The organism is Pseudomonas sp. 1 R 17 (assembly GCF_900067035.1).
Taxonomy (GTDB): Bacteria; Pseudomonadota; Gammaproteobacteria; order Pseudomonadales; family Pseudomonadaceae; genus Aquipseudomonas; species Aquipseudomonas marginalis.
In genome coordinates this window covers 157,906-173,840 of record NZ_FKLB01000021.1, presented here as the reverse complement: position 1 = coordinate 173,840, position 15,935 = coordinate 157,906, and the positions used below count along the sequence as shown (strand labels likewise).

18 protein-coding genes are annotated in these 15,935 nt (G+C 62.3%); 2 read left to right on the top strand and 16 right to left on the bottom strand.

All coding sequences use genetic code 11. The features are described 5' to 3' along the window. Positions 1-24: 24 nt before the first annotated feature. Positions 25-492, top strand: a complete 468-nt coding sequence (locus tag BFP99_RS06160; protein ID WP_083221141.1) for a hypothetical protein — start codon at positions 25-27, stop codon at positions 490-492. Here BFP99_RS06160 and hemN read toward each other — a convergent pair whose 3' ends face one another. The 16 genes from hemN to ccoN (BFP99_RS06080) form a co-directional block, all read right to left on the bottom strand. Further along, the gene (gene hemN, locus BFP99_RS06155; protein WP_065946877.1) at positions 493-1,875 is read right to left on the bottom strand and encodes an oxygen-independent coproporphyrinogen III oxidase; all 1,383 of its coding nucleotides are present in this window, start codon (positions 1,873-1,875) and stop codon (positions 493-495) included. 102 nt (positions 1,876-1,977) lie between these two features. Continuing rightward, positions 1,978-2,661 carry a sulfite exporter TauE/SafE family protein gene (locus BFP99_RS06150; RefSeq protein ID WP_065924744.1) on the bottom strand — a complete coding sequence of 228 codons (684 nt, stop codon included), beginning with the start codon at positions 2,659-2,661 and terminating at the stop codon, positions 1,978-1,980. Further along, the gene (ccoS, locus tag BFP99_RS06145) at positions 2,654-2,872 is read right to left on the bottom strand and encodes a cbb3-type cytochrome oxidase assembly protein CcoS (RefSeq protein WP_065924743.1); all 219 of its coding nucleotides are present in this window, start codon (positions 2,870-2,872) and stop codon (positions 2,654-2,656) included. The genes BFP99_RS06150 and ccoS overlap by 8 nt, the downstream gene beginning before the upstream one ends. Positions 2,873-2,894: 22 nt before the next feature. Continuing rightward, positions 2,895-5,345 (bottom strand): heavy metal translocating P-type ATPase, encoded by a 2,451-nt coding sequence (locus BFP99_RS06140; protein ID WP_065946876.1) that lies wholly within the window; start codon positions 5,343-5,345, stop codon positions 2,895-2,897. A gap of 8 nt (positions 5,346-5,353) precedes the next feature. Beyond that, entirely contained in the window at positions 5,354-5,893 is a 540-nt protein-coding gene (locus BFP99_RS06135; RefSeq protein ID WP_065924741.1) for a FixH family protein, read from the bottom strand. Between the two features lie 15 nt (positions 5,894-5,908). Next, complete coding sequence (gene ccoG, locus BFP99_RS06130) at positions 5,909-7,336, bottom strand: cytochrome c oxidase accessory protein CcoG (protein ID WP_027603729.1); 1,428 nt, start codon at positions 7,334-7,336, stop codon at positions 5,909-5,911. 207 nt (positions 7,337-7,543) lie between these two features. Then, positions 7,544-7,954 (bottom strand): type II toxin-antitoxin system VapC family toxin, encoded by a 411-nt coding sequence (locus tag BFP99_RS06125; protein ID WP_065924739.1) that lies wholly within the window; start codon positions 7,952-7,954, stop codon positions 7,544-7,546. Next, entirely contained in the window at positions 7,954-8,208 is a 255-nt protein-coding gene (locus BFP99_RS06120; RefSeq protein ID WP_065924738.1) for a type II toxin-antitoxin system Phd/YefM family antitoxin, read from the bottom strand. Before BFP99_RS06120 ends, BFP99_RS06125 begins: the two co-directional genes overlap by 1 nt. Before the next feature lie 172 nt (positions 8,209-8,380). Beyond that, positions 8,381-9,358 (bottom strand): cytochrome-c oxidase, cbb3-type subunit III, encoded by a 978-nt coding sequence (gene ccoP / locus BFP99_RS06115; protein WP_065946875.1) that lies wholly within the window; start codon positions 9,356-9,358, stop codon positions 8,381-8,383. After that, positions 9,355-9,540: a CcoQ/FixQ family Cbb3-type cytochrome c oxidase assembly chaperone gene (locus tag BFP99_RS06110; protein ID WP_003193169.1), complete on the bottom strand. Its 186-nt coding sequence runs from the start codon at positions 9,538-9,540 to the stop codon at positions 9,355-9,357. Before BFP99_RS06110 ends, ccoP (BFP99_RS06115) begins: the two co-directional genes overlap by 4 nt. A gap of 6 nt (positions 9,541-9,546) precedes the next feature. Further along, complete coding sequence (ccoO, locus tag BFP99_RS06105) at positions 9,547-10,155, bottom strand: cytochrome-c oxidase, cbb3-type subunit II (protein WP_003193167.1); 609 nt, start codon at positions 10,153-10,155, stop codon at positions 9,547-9,549. After that, positions 10,155-11,597, bottom strand: coding sequence for a cytochrome-c oxidase, cbb3-type subunit I (gene ccoN / locus BFP99_RS06100; protein WP_027603733.1), 1,443 nt, complete (start codon positions 11,595-11,597; stop codon positions 10,155-10,157). Before ccoN (BFP99_RS06100) ends, ccoO (BFP99_RS06105) begins: the two co-directional genes overlap by 1 nt. Before the next feature lie 350 nt (positions 11,598-11,947). Continuing rightward, positions 11,948-12,895: a cytochrome-c oxidase, cbb3-type subunit III gene (gene ccoP, locus BFP99_RS06095; RefSeq protein ID WP_065924736.1), complete on the bottom strand. Its 948-nt coding sequence runs from the start codon at positions 12,893-12,895 to the stop codon at positions 11,948-11,950. Further along, a complete protein-coding gene (locus tag BFP99_RS06090) occupies positions 12,892-13,092 on the bottom strand; it encodes a cbb3-type cytochrome oxidase subunit 3 (protein ID WP_065924735.1) in 201 nt (66 codons plus the stop codon). Before BFP99_RS06090 ends, ccoP (BFP99_RS06095) begins: the two co-directional genes overlap by 4 nt. A gap of 3 nt (positions 13,093-13,095) precedes the next feature. Further along, a complete protein-coding gene (gene ccoO / locus BFP99_RS06085; RefSeq protein WP_017735321.1) occupies positions 13,096-13,704 on the bottom strand; it encodes a cytochrome-c oxidase, cbb3-type subunit II in 609 nt (202 codons plus the stop codon). A gap of 10 nt (positions 13,705-13,714) precedes the next feature. Next, the gene (ccoN, locus tag BFP99_RS06080) at positions 13,715-15,139 is read right to left on the bottom strand and encodes a cytochrome-c oxidase, cbb3-type subunit I (protein WP_065924734.1); all 1,425 of its coding nucleotides are present in this window, start codon (positions 15,137-15,139) and stop codon (positions 13,715-13,717) included. A 79-nt stretch (positions 15,140-15,218) separates the two neighbouring features. Between ccoN (BFP99_RS06080) and BFP99_RS06075 the strand changes: the two genes are divergently transcribed. Continuing rightward, on the top strand, positions 15,219-15,911 hold the full coding sequence (locus tag BFP99_RS06075) for an alpha/beta family hydrolase (protein ID WP_065946874.1): 693 nt from the start codon (positions 15,219-15,221) through the stop codon (positions 15,909-15,911). The last annotated feature ends 24 nt before the right edge of the window (positions 15,912-15,935 follow it).

Sequence of the window (15,935 nt, the reverse complement as noted above, 5' to 3'; positions counted from 1 at the left end):
CATCTACCATTCGGAGCTCGGATCATGTCTGTTATCGCGGCTTACAACCCTGCCATCCGTGTACCCAGCGTGCAGGACTTGAAGCCCGCTGCCGAGGCCGAGGAAAAGCTGCCCGTGACCGCGCCGGCGCCTGAAACCAAGGTGATTGAAGGGGTGACGGTGACTATTTCCGCCGCAGCGTTCAAGGCGGCCGGGGCGCCCAAAAGCGCGAATGCCGATATCGACGACAGCGGCCTGGACGATAACGTCAAGCAGGTGCTGAAAATGATCCGCAAGCTGAAACAGCAGATCGCCGAGAAAATGGCTGAGCTTCAGGCGATCGCGGCAGACAAAAGCTTGACCCCGGAGCAGGCCCGGGCCAAGACCGCCAATGTGCAAGGCGCGATCAGTTCGTTGCAGGCAGGTTTGATGACGGCCCAGACCTCTCTGGCCAAAGCGATGAAGACCATGAGCGCCGATGACGCGCTCAAAGCCGCGTCGTTGTCGATGTAACTAGATCACCCGCGAAAACCGCTGCCGGTTCTGGTGCTCCAGGTACGCATCGAACACCATGCAGACCGAACGCACCAGCAGCCGTCCGGCGGGCAGCACGCGAATGCCTTGGGCATCCAGTTCGATCAGGCCGTCTTGCGCCATCGCCTCAAGTTGCGGCCAGACCTCGTCGAAATACCCGCGAAAATCGATGTTGAACGCCTGTTCGATCTGCTCGAAGGCCAGGCTGAACGTGCAGATCAACTGCTGGATCACTTCCCGACGTAAGCGGTCGTCGGTGGTGCAGATCAAACCACGGCTGGTGGCCAGTTGGGCGTTGGCCAGGGCGTTCTGATAGCCGTTCAGGTCACTGCTGTTCTGGCAGTACAGGTCGCCGATCTGGCTGATGGCTGACACGCCGAGGCCGATCAGGTCGCAATGGCCGTGGGTGGTGTAGCCCTGGAAGTTACGTTGCAGCGTGCCTTCTTCCTGGGCAATGGCGAGTTCGTCGTCCGGCAGGGCGAAGTGGTCCATGCCGATATAGCGGTAGCCGGCCTGGGTCAGTTGCTCGATGGTGGTCTGCAGCATCAGCAGCTTGGATTCCGGCGACGGCAGTTCCTCGCTGTTGATCCGTCGTTGGGGCATGAAGCGTTCCGGCAGATGCGCGTAGTTGAACACCGACAGGCGGTCCGGCTGCAGCTTGATCACTTCCTCCACGGTGCGCGCGAAGTTGATCGGCGTCTGCTTGGGCAGGCCGTAGATCAGGTCGATATTGATCGAGCGAAACTGCAGGGTGCGCGCGGCGTCGATCACCGCGCGGGTTTCTTCCAGGCTTTGCAGGCGGTTGACCGCGCGCTGCACGTCCGGGTCGAGGTCTTGCAGGCCGATGCTCACACGGTTGAAGCCCAGTTCACGCAGCAGGCCCATGGTCGCCCAGTCGGCTTCGCGCGGGTCGATCTCGATGCTGTAGTCGCCGGAGTCGTCGTCGAGCAGATTGAAGTGCTGGCGCAGGCTGCCCATGACCTGGCGCAGTTCGTCGTGGCTGAGAAAGGTCGGGGTGCCGCCGCCGAAGTGCAGTTGTTCAACCGACTGTTTCGGGTCGAGGTGGCAGGCCACCAACTGAATCTCCTGCTCCAGGCGTTGCAGGTAGGCCTGGGCGCGGCCGCGGTCCTTGGTGATCACCTTGTTGCACGCGCAGTAGTAGCAAATGTTCGCGCAGAACGGCACATGCACATACAGCGACAACGGTCGCGTGGCCTTGCGGCTTTCGCGCAGGGCGTGGAGCAGGTCGAAGGTGCCGACCTGGCTGTCGAATTGTACGGCGGTGGGGTAGGACGTGTAGCGCGGTCCCGCCAGGTCGTAGCGGTGAATCAGATGTGAGTCCCAACGAATGGCGTCGAGCATGCGGGCATTCCCCGGATAGGCTAGTGAGCCGAGTCTAGGGGCGTGGCCGGTAGGGCATCTTGATTTGCATCAACGGGGAGCGGCGCTATGCCACATAGCCTTTTAATGGCCCATCAGCCAGTGCTGGTGCGGACCTGGCAGGGTCCAGATACCGAAAACAATCACCAGCAGGCCACCGGCCATCCGCACGCTGCGCTTGCGCAATAACGCGGTCACGCGTTCGGCCGCCAACCCGGTCGCCAGCAGTACCGGCCATGTGCCTAAGCCAAAAGCCAGCATCAGCAGCGCACTGTCCAGCGCATTACCCTGGCTGGCGGCCCACAGCAGGGTGCTGTAGACCAGCCCGCACGGCAACCAGCCCCACAGCGCGCCCAGCAGCAGCGCGCGGGGCAGGCTGGATACCGGCAGCAAACGGTTGGCGACGGGCTGTATGCAGCGCCACAGGCCGCGCCCGAGGCTTTCGATACGGGTGAGGCCGCTCCACCAACCGGCCAGGTACAGCCCCATGCAGATCAACAGCAACCCGGCGAGCACACGCATGAACAGGGCCGCCGGGCTGTTGGCCACCGCCCAGCCGGCCAGGCCGATCAATAACCCCGCGGTGGCATAGCTGAGGATGCGCCCCAGGTTGTACGCCAGCAGCAGGCGGAACCGGCGGCTGCGCTGTTCCTTGGGAATCGCCAGGGTCAGCGCGCCCATCAGCCCGCCGCACATGCCCAGGCAATGGCCGCCGCCCAGCAGGCCGAGGATCAGCGCAGAGACCAGCAGCGGCGCCAGCTCAAGCATGGGGTGGGGCTTTGGGCACGGGCGGTTGCTCGGGGCCGTTGGCTTCGTCGACGGCCGCCAGGTGGTTCGGGTCCTGGTCGTCGAACAGCACGCTGTGGGCCGGGCCGTCGAGGTCGTCGTACTGGCCGCTGTCCACCGCCCAGAAGAAGATGTAGATGGCCACGCCCACTAACAGCAGCGCCGCCGGAATCATCACGTATAGAGCTGGCATCTGCACTCCATGCCCGCGCGGCTCAAGCCGGCAGCGGACGGGTTACCAAAGGGGCGCTTCTGGCCTGCGCACTCGGCAGGCGAGTCAGGCGCAGGGCATTGAGCACCACGGTCAACGAACTGAGGGACATGCCGATCGCCGCCCAGATCGGAGTGATCCAACCGAGGGCGGCAAACGGCAGCATAAGGCCATTGTACAGTCCCGCCCACAGCAGGTTTTCAATGATCACCCGGCGGGTGCGCCGCGCCAGGGTGAAGGCTTGCACCAGGGCATCCAGGCGGTTGGACAGCAGCACCGCATCGGCGCTGGTCTTGGCCAGGTCGGTGGCCGAGCCCATGGCCACGCTGATGTCGGCGGCGGCCAGCACCGGCACATCGTTGACGCCATCGCCGAGCATCAGCACCTTGCGGCCTTCCTTGTGCAGTTGTTGCAGCACGTGGAGCTTGTCGTCGGGGCGCAGGCCGCCGTGGGCTTCATCGATACCCAGTTCAGCAGCGACGCTGGCGACCATCGGCGAACTGTCCCCCGACAGCAGCAGCGTGCGCCAACCTCGCGCCTTGCAGGCGGCCAGCAGGGCAGGGGCATCGCTGCGCAGGCGGTCGTCGAGGACGAACCAGGCCAGGGCACCGTCGCCGTCGCCCAGCAGCAGCCATTGGCCGTCATCCTCCGGAGCGGCGGGAATCGGGCAACCACTGAGTGCACAAACAAACCCCGGCTGGCCGATGCGCAACTGGCGTGTGCCGACACGGCCTTCCAGGCCAAGGCCCGGGGAACTGAGCACCTCGTCGGCGGCCAGCGGCGCACGCCCGAAGGCGCGGGCAATCGGGTGTTCGGAGCGGTTTTCCAGGGCGGCGGCGAGGCCCAGGCACTGGTCGCTGTTCAAGGCGGCCAGCGGCCGGATCGCTTTCAACGCCAGGCGGCCTTCGGTGAGGGTGCCGGTCTTGTCGAAGATCACCGTGTCGATCTGGTTCAGGCCTTCGAGCACATGGCCACGGGTCAGCAATAGCCCGAGCTTGTGCAGGGTGCCGGTGGCGGCGGTGAGGGCGGTCGGCGTGGCCAGGGACAACGCGCAGGGGCAGGTGGCCACCAGCATTGCCAGCACGATCCAGAACGCCCGCGATGAATCCAGCTCCCACCACAACAGGCCGATCACCGCCGCGGCAATCAGCGAACACAACAGGAACCACTGCGCGGCGCGGTCGGCGATCTGCGCCAGGCGCGGCTTCTCGGCCTGGGCCCGCTCCAGCAGGCGTACGATGGCGGACAGGCGGGTCTCGTGGCCCAGGGCGCGGACTTCGACGGTCAACGCGCCTTCGACGTTCAGCGTGCCGGCGGTGACGGCATCACCGGTTTGGCGCGGCAGCGGCAGGTACTCACCGGTGAGCAGCGATTCATCGATGCTGGAGCGGCCGTCGAGGATCACCCCATCTGCCGGCAGAACCGCGCCCGGATGCACCAGCACGCGGTCGCCCAGCGCCAGTTCGCTCAAGAGAGTGCGTTCGCTCTGGCCGTCACCTTTGAGGCGCAGGCATGAGGCGGGCAGCAGGTTGACCAACTGCGCGGTGGCGGCGGCCGTGCGCTCCCGGGCACGGCGCTCCAGGTAGCGACCGGCCAGCAGGAACAGCGCAAACATGCCCACCGCATCGAAATACAACTCGCCCACGCCGGTGATTGCGGTCCAGATCCCGGCCAGGTAAGCCCCGCCAATGGCCAGGGACACCGACACGTCCATGGTCAGGTGACGCGTACGCACGTCGCGCATGGCGCCCTTGAAGAACGGCGCACAGCTGTAGAACACGATGGGGGTGGTCAGAAACATTGCCACCCAGCGCAGGATCACATGCAGCTCGGGGCTCAGGTCGATATTGAATTCCGGCCAGGTGGCCATGGTCGCCATCATCGCCTGGAACCACAGCAGTCCGGCGACCCCCAGCTGGCGCAGGGCCAGGCGGTTTTCGCTGGCCAGTTGCTCGGCCGCGCGGTCGGCTTGATACGGGTGGGCGGCGTAGCCGATATGGCGCAGTTCACTGAGCACCTGGCTCAACGGCAATTGCCCGTCGGCCCAGCGCACCTGCAGGCGATGGTTGGACAGGTTCAGCCGCGCCTCGACCACGGCGGGCAGGCTGCGTAGGTGTTTTTCGATCAACCAGCCACAGGCGGCGCAACTGATGCCTTCCATCAGCAGGGTGGTTTCGGCGAGGTCGCCTTCGTGGTGCACGAAGGGTTTTTGCACGTCGGCGCGGTCATACAGCGCCAGTTCATCCACCAGTTGCACCGGCAGCGTCTCGGGGTTGGCCGAGGCTTCGCTGCGGTGCTGGTAATAGCTTTCCAGCCCACCGGCCACAATCGCTTCGGCCACGGCCTGGCAGCCGGGGCAGCACAGCTCGCGGCGCTCGCCGAGGATCACGGCGGTGAACCGACTGCCGGACGGGACGGGCAGGGCGCAGTGGTAGCAGGGGGTTGGGCTGGTCATGGGCGCTGCTATTTTTTCAGGTCTTCAGCACCCTGCAACGGTTCATCACCCAGCAGCAAGTCCTTGTCGTGGCTGACTTCTTCTTCCTCGAACAGGCGCCAGGTCCTGTCGCCTTCCACGCCCAGCAATTCCACGAAGCGGCGGCCTTCGACCTTGTCGGTGACCTGGCCGATGTAGCGGCCCGGTTCGCTGTCGCTGCGGGTCAGGTTGATCTTGCGATCCTTCTCCGGCTGGGTCGGGGAGATCAGGTTCAGTTCCAGGGTGTTCGGGTTGCTGTAGCCGGTAAGTTGCAGCTCGACTTCGCCGGTCAGCTCATCCAGGTGCAGCTTGGCGCGCAGTTGCAGGGTCTGGGCCAACCGTTCGCGGTCCAGGGAGCGGTTGATGCCTTTGCCGGCCTCGTAGTAGTTGTCGTTGACCAGGTTGTCCGGGTTGTTCACCGCGATGGTCACCATGGACAAGGTCAAGGTCACCGAGCAGGCCAGGATCCCAATGATGATCCAGGGCCAGAGGTGCTTGTACCAGGGGCTTGCGGCAGTGGCTACGGGCATTGTTCAGTTCTCTCGTTATCGAACTTGTGGGCCGATGAATCGGCTCTTGGCTTCAACGTGGACGCTGGCGTCATCGGCATCGGTGAGGATGAATTTCACCTCGTTGGTACTTGACGGCAGTTGCTCCGGTGCACTCGACAGCTCCACCGGCATGCTGACGATATCGCCCGCCGCCACTCTGATTTCACGTCGGCCTTGCAGCTTGAGGTCCGGCAGGCCGGCGGCGTCGAGCACGTAGGTGTGATCGCGCTGGTCCTTGTTCATGATCTTCAGGCTGTAGACGTTTTCGATGCGGCCTTCGGCGTTTTCGCGGTACAGCACGCGGTCCTTGCTCACGTCGAAGCCCACCAGCGAACGCATGAAGAACGCCCCGGCCAACAGGCTGATCATCGCCAGCAACACCAGGGCATAACCGATCAGGCGTGGGCGCAACTTGTGGGTTTTCTGCCCCGACAGGTTGTGCTCGGTGGTGTAGCTGATCAGGCCGCGCGGGTATTCCATCTTGTCCATGATGGTGTCGCAGGCGTCGATACAGGCGGCGCAACCGATGCACTCGATTTGCAGGCCGTCGCGGATGTCGATACCGGTGGGGCATACCTGGACGCACATTGTACAGTCGATGCAGTCACCCAGGCCCTGGGCCTTGTAGTCGGTGCCTTTTTTACGCGGGCCACGCACTTCGCCACGGCGTGGATCGTAGGAAACGATCAGGGTGTCCTTGTCGAACATCACGCTCTGGAAGCGTGCATACGGGCACATGTAGATGCACACCTGCTCGCGCAGCCAGCCGGCGTTGCCATAGGTGGCGAGGGTGAAGAAGCCGACCCAGAAATACGACCAGCCGTCGGCCTGGCCGGTGAAGAAGTCGAACACCAGCTCGCGGATCGGCGAGAAGTAGCCGACAAAGGTCATGCCGGTGACAAAGCCGATCAACAACCACAGGGTATGCTTGCTGAATTTGCGCAGGAACTTGTTGGCCCCCATGGGCGCCTTGTCCAGCTTGATGCGCTGGTTGCGATCGCCTTCGGTGACCTTTTCGCACCACATGAAGATCCATGTCCACACGCTTTGCGGGCAGGTATACCCACACCACACGCGGCCGGCGTACACCGTGATGAAGAACAGGCCAAACGCCGCGACGATCAGGATGCCCGACAGCAGGATGAAGTCCTGGGGCCAGAAGGTCGCGCCGAAAATAAAGAACTTACGTTCCGGCAGGTTCCACCACACCGCCTGGTGGCCACCCCAATTCAGCCACACCGTGCCGAAGTAGAGCAGGAACAGGCCGGCACCGCCGAGCATGCGCAGGTTGCGGAACAGGCCAGTGAAGGCGCGGGTGTAGATTTTTTCGCGCGAGGCGTACAGGTCGACAGTCTTGGTGTCAGCACTGCTGGCGTTTTTGGCAGGCGGGGTAACGTCATGTACCGGTATCTGGTTGCTCATCATTGCATCCCACGGCGGTGGAGATTTGCCTCGGCCAGTACGTGCCAACCGGGGTCAAATTAAGGGTCTTGCAGTGGCGTAATGATACGCCCCCGATGGTGCTCAAAGGGTGCGACCTTTGGTCGCGTTGGGGGAAATCAATTGATGGTGTACGTGACCTGGATCAATTGACTTGGGAAGTATGGACGGTTTTCGTGGGGGAGGCGGTCATTCGTCCCAAGGATTGATCAGTGGAACGCCACTGGATTTGAAGTCGCTGACGTTGCGCGTGACAACCGTGAGCCCATGCACCAGCGCGGTCGCGGCAATCAATGCGTCACTTTCATTGGCGCGGTCCGGCACATGCAAGTGTGCGCAACGCAACGCGACTGCCGCATCGACGGGCAGGATTCTGGCATCAAAGGCCGGCATCACATGACGCTTGAGCCAGGTTCGCAACACTTTCCCCTGAGCCGGGTCGCGCCGCTCAATGCGCAAGACCCCGGTTTCCAATTCTTTCAGGGTGATTGCCGAAATAAACATACGCGGTGCGCTGACACTTTTGGCCCAGGCGACCACGTTTGCATCAGCCTGGGGTTTACGCAGTTCAGAGATTACGTTGGTGTCGAGTAGATACATCAAGAGAGGTCCACGGGTCGATGAGTGACCACGGCACGTTCGGTTTCAAAGTCGATATCGGCCGCTTCCGGCATCACCAGCAGGTCAACGATGTTGGCATTGAGACCTGTCAGCTTCTGGTAGTCCTCAATGCTTAGCAGTACATGGGCAGGCTTGCCGCGATCGGTGATAAAAACCGGGCCTTGGCGAGCGGCTTTTTTGGCACCGCTTGTGTCTTGATTGAATTCGCGACTGGAAATGGTGGTGAAAGTCATGGTGCGCCTCCCCTGGAGCGGGTTGAATGTAGTTACGTTACTACTTGGCCTTGGCGAGCCACAAGCTTAAAGCTACAAGCGGTCAACGTGCTTTTCCCATGGGGGTGTCGATGCGATCTATAAAAAAGCCCCGCCTGATCACTCAGGCGGGGCTTTTGTGTGTCGGTGAGCTTTACTGCTCGTCAGCCTTCTTATCCCCATGGGACAAGCTGTAGACATACGCCGCAAGCAAGTGCACCTTGTCGTTGCCTTGCAGTTGCTCCTGCGCAGGCATCTGGCCCTGGCGGCCCCAACGGATGGTCTGCTGCAGTTGGGCGAAGCTCGAACCGTAGATGAATGCACCCGGGTGGGTCAGGTCCGGCGCGCCCATGGCGGGGGTGCCCTTGCCGGCGGGGCCGTGGCAGGCCACGCAGTTGGCGGCGAAGAGTTTCTCGCCGTTGGCCACATCGGCTTTCACGCCTTCCGGCAGCTTGCGGCCGTCGAGGTTGGTGACGACGAACGCGGCAACGTCGCTGACGCCTTGCTCCTTGAGGATGTCCAGCCAGGCCGGCATGACGGCATGACGGCCCTTCATGATGGTTTCCTTGATGGTGGCCGGTTCGCCACCCCAGCGCCAATCGGCGTCGGTCAGGTTGGGGAAGCCATAGGCGCCCTTGGCGTCGGAGCCGTGGCATACCGAGCAGTTGGAGGCGAACAGGCGACCGCCCATCTTCAAGGCTTGCGGGTCCTTGGCGACATCTTCAATCGGCATCGACGCGAATTTGGCGAAGATCGGCCCGAACTTGGCGTCCGACCTGGCCATTTCCTTTTCCCATTCGTGCACGCCGGTCCAGCCAGTCTGGCCGTTGGCGAACGGGGTTTGCTTGTCGTTGTCGAGGTAGTTGTAGCCCGGCAGCAGGCCTTTCCAATTGCCCAGGCCGGGGTAGAGCACCAGGTAGCCAAGGGCGAAGATGATGGTGCCGACGAACAGCATGAACCACCACTTGGGCAGCGGGTTGTCATACTCCTCGATGCCGTCGAACGAGTGGCCGACGGTCTCGTCGGTCTGCTCGGCGCGCTGGCCCTTGCGGGTCGACAGCAACAGCCAGGTCAAGGCGAAGATGGTACCCAGGCTGAGGACAGTGACGTACAGACTCCAGAACGTAGTCATTCTTTGTTACTCCTAGAAGCTTGCTCGACGTGCTTGATGGCTTCGGGATCATCCGCAAAGGGCAACATGGTCGCGTCGTCAAACTCCGACTTGCGCCGGGGACTGAACACCCACAGCGCCAGGCCGATAAAGGCCACCATCACCACAACGGTGCCCAGGCCTCGAATCATCCCGATATCCATGAAGAATCACCGTTTGCTTTTGATGATGGTGCCCAGGCCTTGCAGGTAGGCCACCAATGCGTCCATTTCGGTCTTGCCCTTCACGGCTGCGGCTGCACCGGCGATGTCTTCGTCGGTGTAGGGCACGCCCAGGGTGCGCAGGACTTCCATCTTCTTCGCGGTGTCCTTGCCGTCGAGCTTGTTTTCCACGAGGAACGGATACGCCGGCATTTTCGACTCAGGCACCACGTTGCGCGGGTTGTACAAGTGCGCACGTTGCCAGTCATCGGAGTAACGCCCGCCGACACGGGCCAGGTCCGGGCCGGTGCGCTTGGAACCCCACAGGAACGGGTGGTCCCACACGCTTTCACCGGCCACCGAGTAGTGGCCGTAGCGTTCGGTTTCGGCGCGGAACGGGCGAATCATCTGCGAGTGGCAGCCGACACAGCCGTTGGCGATGTAGACGTCGCGGCCTTCCAGTTCAAGGGCGGTGCGCGGCTTCATGCCTTCGACCGGCTTGTTGGTCACGTCCTGGAAAAACAGCGGAACGATCTGGGTCAGGCCACCGATGCTCACGGCGATGACCATGAAGAAGGCCAGCAGGCCGATATTCTTCTCGACGACTTCATGCTTCATCAGTGGGCTCCCACAACGGCGATCTTGGCGGCGGCTTCGGCTTCTGCCGGGTCCGAGGCACGCACGGTGCGCCAGACGTTGTAGGCCATTAACAGCATGCCGCTGGCAAAGAACGCACCCCCGAGGGCGCGGACGATGAAACCAGGGTGGCTGGCTTGCAGCGCTTCGACGAAGGAGTAGGTGAGGGTGCCGTCATCGTTGATCGCACGCCACATCAGGCCCTGGGTGATGCCGTTGACCCACATCGAGGCGATGTAGAGCACGGTGCCGATGGTGGCCAGCCAGAAGTGCGCGTTGATCAGCCCGACACTGTGCATCTGCACACGGCCGAACAGCTTGGGGATCATGTGGTACAGGGCGCCGATGGAGATCATCGCTACCCAGCCGAGGGCACCGGCGTGTACGTGGCCGATGGTCCAGTCGGTGTAGTGGGAGAGCGAGTTGACGGTCTTGATCGCCATCATCGGCCCTTCGAAAGTCGACATGCCGTAGAACGCCAGGGACACCACCAAAAAGCGCAGGATCGGGTCGGTGCGCAGCTTATGCCAGGCGCCCGACAGGGTCATCATGCCGTTGATCATGCCGCCCCAGCTCGGGGCCAGCAGGATGATCGACATCGCCATGCCCAGGGACTGGGCCCAGTCCGGCAATGCGGTGTAGTGCAGGTGGTGCGGGCCGGCCCAGATGTACAGGGTGATCAGCGCCCAGAAGTGCACGATGGACAGGCGATACGAGTAAATAGGCCGTTCGGCCTGTTTGGGCACGAAGTAGTACATCATCCCCAGGAAACCGGTGGTGAGGAAGAAACCTACGGCGTTGTGGCCGTACCACCATTGGATCATCGCATCCGTCGCCCCGGCGTAGGCCGAGTAGGACTTGAACAGGCTGACCGGCAACGAGGCGTGGTTGACGATATGCAGCATCGCCGTCACCAGGATGAAGGCCCCGTAGAACCAGTTGCCCACATAGATGTGCTTGGTCTTGCGCTTGACGATGGTGCCGAAGAACACCACTGCGTAGGTCACCCAGACGATGGCCAGCAGAATCGCGATCGGCCATTCCAGCTCGGCGTATTCCTTGGTGGTGGTGTAGCCCAGCGGCAGGGTGACGATGGCGCCGACGATCACCGCTTGCCAACCCCAGAAGGTGAAGGCCGCGAGGCTGTCGGAGATGAGTCGCGTCTGGCAGGTTCGCTGCACGACATAGTAGGAGGTGGCAAACAATGCACATCCGCCGAAGGCGAAAATCACCAGGTTGGTGTGCAGCGGGCGCAGGCGGCCGAAGGTTGTCCATGGCAGACCGAAATTCAATTCCGGCCACACCAGTTGCGAGGCGATGAACACCCCGAGCCCCATGCCAAGGATCCCCCAGACCACCGTCATGATGGCGAACTGGCGGACTACCTTATAGTTATAAGCAGTCGGACTGATTGCTGTGCTCATTCTAAGGTTCCACGGTTTAGGTTTTTTTATAGGTAAAATTCGGCCGCAAGTATGTAGAAAGCAAGGGGCCATTGCAACGCAAGGCTGACCTGTGTCAATGCGTTCCACGCCAGATTCTGCGCCCTTTCCATGTTTGGCGTAAGGATAAAATCCGAAATCGAAAGCTGATCGAGTGGACAGGAAATTTCGGGGGTCGCAACGACTGTCGTCGCGTACGCCAGGATCGGTCCGCTGTGCAAGCAAGCGTAGACCCGAATGGCAGGAGGGGAAAGGTGTGCTTTGGAAGGGTGCGACACTTGGTCGCGTAGCGCGGTAGAGCTGCCGCCCCAGATTGGGGCGGCAGTCAGGTGTTACTGGGCTTGGCTTTCTGGCGTTGCGCCATCAGCGTTATGGGACAGGCTGTAAACGTAGGCGGCGAGCAGATGCACTTTGTCATTGCCCTGCAGCACTTCCTGCGCTGGCATCTGGCCTTGGCGGCCGTGGCGAATCGTCTGCTGCAACTGCGCAAGGCTGGTGCCGTAGATGTAACCGGCGGGCAGGGTCAGGTTCGGCGCGCCCATGGCTTCCATGCCGTGGCCTTGCGGACCGTGGCAGGCCACGCAGGTGGTGTTGAACGCGGCCTGGCCAGCGGCCAGGTCGGCGGTGCTGTCCGCCGGCAATGGCAGCTTGGCCAGGTCGTGGCGCACATAGGCGGCGACGTTTTTTACGCCGTCGTCGCCGAGCATGTCACCCCAGGCCGGCATCGCCGCGTGGCGACCGTTCATGATGGTGGTCTTGATCGCTTCGGCCGAACCGCCCCAACGCCAGATGTTGTCAGCCAGGTTGGGAAAGCCGAATGCGCCCTTGGCATCCGAGCCGTGGCACACCGCGCAGTTGGAGGCGAACAGGCGACCGCCCATTTTCAGCGCTTGCGGGTCTTTGGCGACTTGTTCCACGGGCATGGCCGAGAATTTGGCGAAGATCGGTCCGAACTTGGTGTCGGCCTTGGCCATCTCCTTGTCCCACTCCTTGGCCGAGGTCCAACCGTCTTCATAGCCCGGCAACACGCCTTTCCAGTTGCCCAGGCCCGGGTAGAGAATCAGGTAGCCGACCGCAAACACCAGGGTGCCGGCGAACAGCATGAACCACCACTGGGGCAGGGGGTTGTCGTATTCCTCGATGCCGTCGAAGGCATGGCCCATGGTCTGGTCGACGCTGCCCTTGGTCTCGCCCTTGCGGGTGGCGAACAACAGCCAGGTCAGGCCGATCAGGCTGCCAATGGTCAGTACGCAGATCCATGTACTCCAGAAGGTAGTCATGGCCGGTTGCTCCTTGTTGCAGGCTCTTGGTGAGCGTCGGATGGCGAAGGTTCATCGGCGAAGGGCAGCAGGCGCGCTTCCTCGAATTCCGAATTGCGCCGGTTGTTGAATACCCACAGCGACAGGCCGATAAAGGCGATGGCGACCACCAGCGTGCCGAGGCCGCGGATGGTGCCCGCATCGAATTCAAATCCCATGGCTCACCTCTTGCTCTTGATGGCAGTGCCGAGTACTTGCAGGTACGAAACCAGCGCGTCCATTTCGGTCTTGCCCTTGAGGCTGGCCACGGCGCCACTGATGTCGTCGTCGGTGTACGGCACGCCGAGGGTGCGCATTACTTTCAACTTGGTCTCGGTGTGGCTGCTGTCGACCGCAGCCGTGACCAACCACGGGTAGGCCGGCATCTTCGACTCAGGCACGACGTTGCGAGGGTTGTACAAGTGCGCGCGGTGCCAGTCGTCCGAGTAGCGTGCGCCGACGCGGGCCAGGTCTGGCCCGGTACGCTTGGAGCCCCACAGGAACGGGTGGTCCCACACGCTTTCACCGGCCACCGAGTAGTGGCCGTAGCGCTCGGTCTCGGCGCGGAACGGGCGGATCATCTGCGAGTGGCACTGTACGCAGCCTTCGCGGATGTAGATGTCGCGGCCTTCCAGTTGCAGCGCGGTGTAGGGCTTCATGCCTTCCACCGGCTTGTTGGTCACGTCCTGGAAGAACAGCGGGACGATCTGGGTCAGGCCGCCGATGCTCACGGCGAGCACCATGAGCAGCATCAGCAGGCCGACGTTCTTTTCAATCGTTTCGTGTTTCATCACTGACTCCTCAGGCCATCTGCGCGGCAGGGGCGGCTTCGACAGGTTGTGCCGAGCGCACGGTGCGCCATGTGTTGTAAGCCATCAGGAACATGCCGCTGAGGAATACCGCACCGCCCACCAGCCGCACGATGAAGCCTGGGTGGCTGGCCACCAGGGTTTCGACGAAGGAGTAGGTCAAGGTGCCGTCTTCGTTGATCGCACGCCACATCAGGCCCTGGGCGATGCCGTTGACCCACATCGAGGCGATGTAGAGCACGGTGCCGATGGTGGCCAGCCAGAAGTGCGCGTTGATCAGGCCGAGGCTGTACATCTGCTCGCGACCGAAGACTTTCGGGATCATGTGGTACAGGGCGCCGATGGAGATCATCGCTACCCAGCCGAGGGCGCCGGCGTGTACGTGGCCGATGGTCCAGTCGGTGTAGTGGGACAGCGAGTTGACGGTCTTGATCGCCATCATCGGCCCTTCGAAGGTCGACATGCCGTAGAACGCCAGGGACACCACCAAAAAGCGCAGGATCGGGTCGCTGCGCAACTTATGCCAGGCGCCTGACAGGGTCATCATACCGTTGATCATGCCGCCCCAGCTCGGCGCCAGCAGTACCAGCGACATCACCATGCCCAGGGACTGTGCCCAGTCCGGCAGCGCGGTGTAGTGCAGGTGGTGAGGACCGGCCCAGATGTACAGGGTGATCAGCGCCCAGAAGTGCACGATGGACAGGCGATAGGAATACACCGGACGCTCGGCCTGTTTCGGCACGAAGTAGTACATCATCCCGAGGAAACCGGCGGTGAGGAAAAAGCCTACCGCGTTATGCCCGTACCACCACTGCACCATGGCATCCGTCGCACCGCCATACAGCGAGTAGGACTTGGTCAGGCTGACCGGGATTTCCAGGTTGTTGACGATATGCAGGATCGCCACGGTGATGATGAACGCGCCGAAGAACCAGTTACCGACGTAGATATGCTTGGTGTTGCGCTTCATCACCGTGCCGAAGAACACGATGGCGTAGGCCACCCAGACAATGGTGATCAGGATGTCGATCGGCCATTCCAGTTCGGCGTATTCCTTGGAGCTGGTGTAGCCCAGCGGCAAGCTGATCGCGGCCAGGAGGATGACAAGTTGCCAGCCCCAGAAGCAGAACGCGGCGATTTTCGGCGCGAACAGCTGGGTTTGGCAGGTACGCTGCACCGAGTAGAAGGAGCTGGCGAACAGCGCACAGCCACCGAACGCGAAGATCACGGCATTGGTGTGCAGTGGGCGCAGGCGGCCGAAGCTGGTCCAGGGCAAGTCGAAGTTGAGCGCGGGCCAAACCAATTGGGCGGCGAGAAAAACCCCGAGCCCCATGCCGACGATGCCCCACACCACCGTCATAATGGCGAATTGGCGGACCACCTTGTAGTTATAGGCGGTACTTAAAGTAGTGTTCATGGTTCCCCATCCACGGTTCAACCCAAGCAAATGCGGCACTTGGGCTGGAGTTATAGGCAGACTGAATAGCGAGGCAAGCATGGGCAAAGAGCACAAGGCCAGTATTGACGGGGATCAATGGGCGCAGTGTGTGCGGGAACATGGCTGGCTGTGGGATGCCGCGCCGGGCGTAGCTTCCGGTGATTGCGTGACGTTGATCCTGGCCCATGGCGCCGGCGCACCGATGGACTCATCCTTCATGAACGACATGGCTGCACGCCTTGCCGGACATGGCGTCAACGTGTTGCGCTTCGAGTTTCCCTACATGGCCCAGCGCCGACTGGACGGCGGCAAACGCCCGCCCAACCCGGCGCCAAGACTGCTGGAAGCCTGGCGCGGGGTGTATGCCGAGGTGCGACGTCATGTCGCTGGGAAACTGGTCATTGGCGGCAAGTCGATGGGCGGGCGGATGGCCAGTCTTTTGGCCGATGAATTGGGCGTCGATGGGCTGGTGTGCCTGGGTTATCCGTTTTATGCGGTGGGCAAGCCGGAGAAACCACGTGTAGCGCATTTGGCCGGATTGAAGACGCCGACGTTGATTGTGCAGGGCGAGCGCGATGCACTGGGCAATCGGGCGGCGGTGGAAGGGTATGACTTGTCGCCGAGCATCGAAGTGATGTGGCTGGTGGCGGGGGATCATGATTTGAAGCCGTTGAAGGCTTCGGGGTTTGCGCATGAGCAGCATTTGGAGGCTGCGGCCGTGCAGGTGGCTGAGTTTCTCAGCGCCTGTTAGGGCCAATCGGGAGCAAGCCCCCTC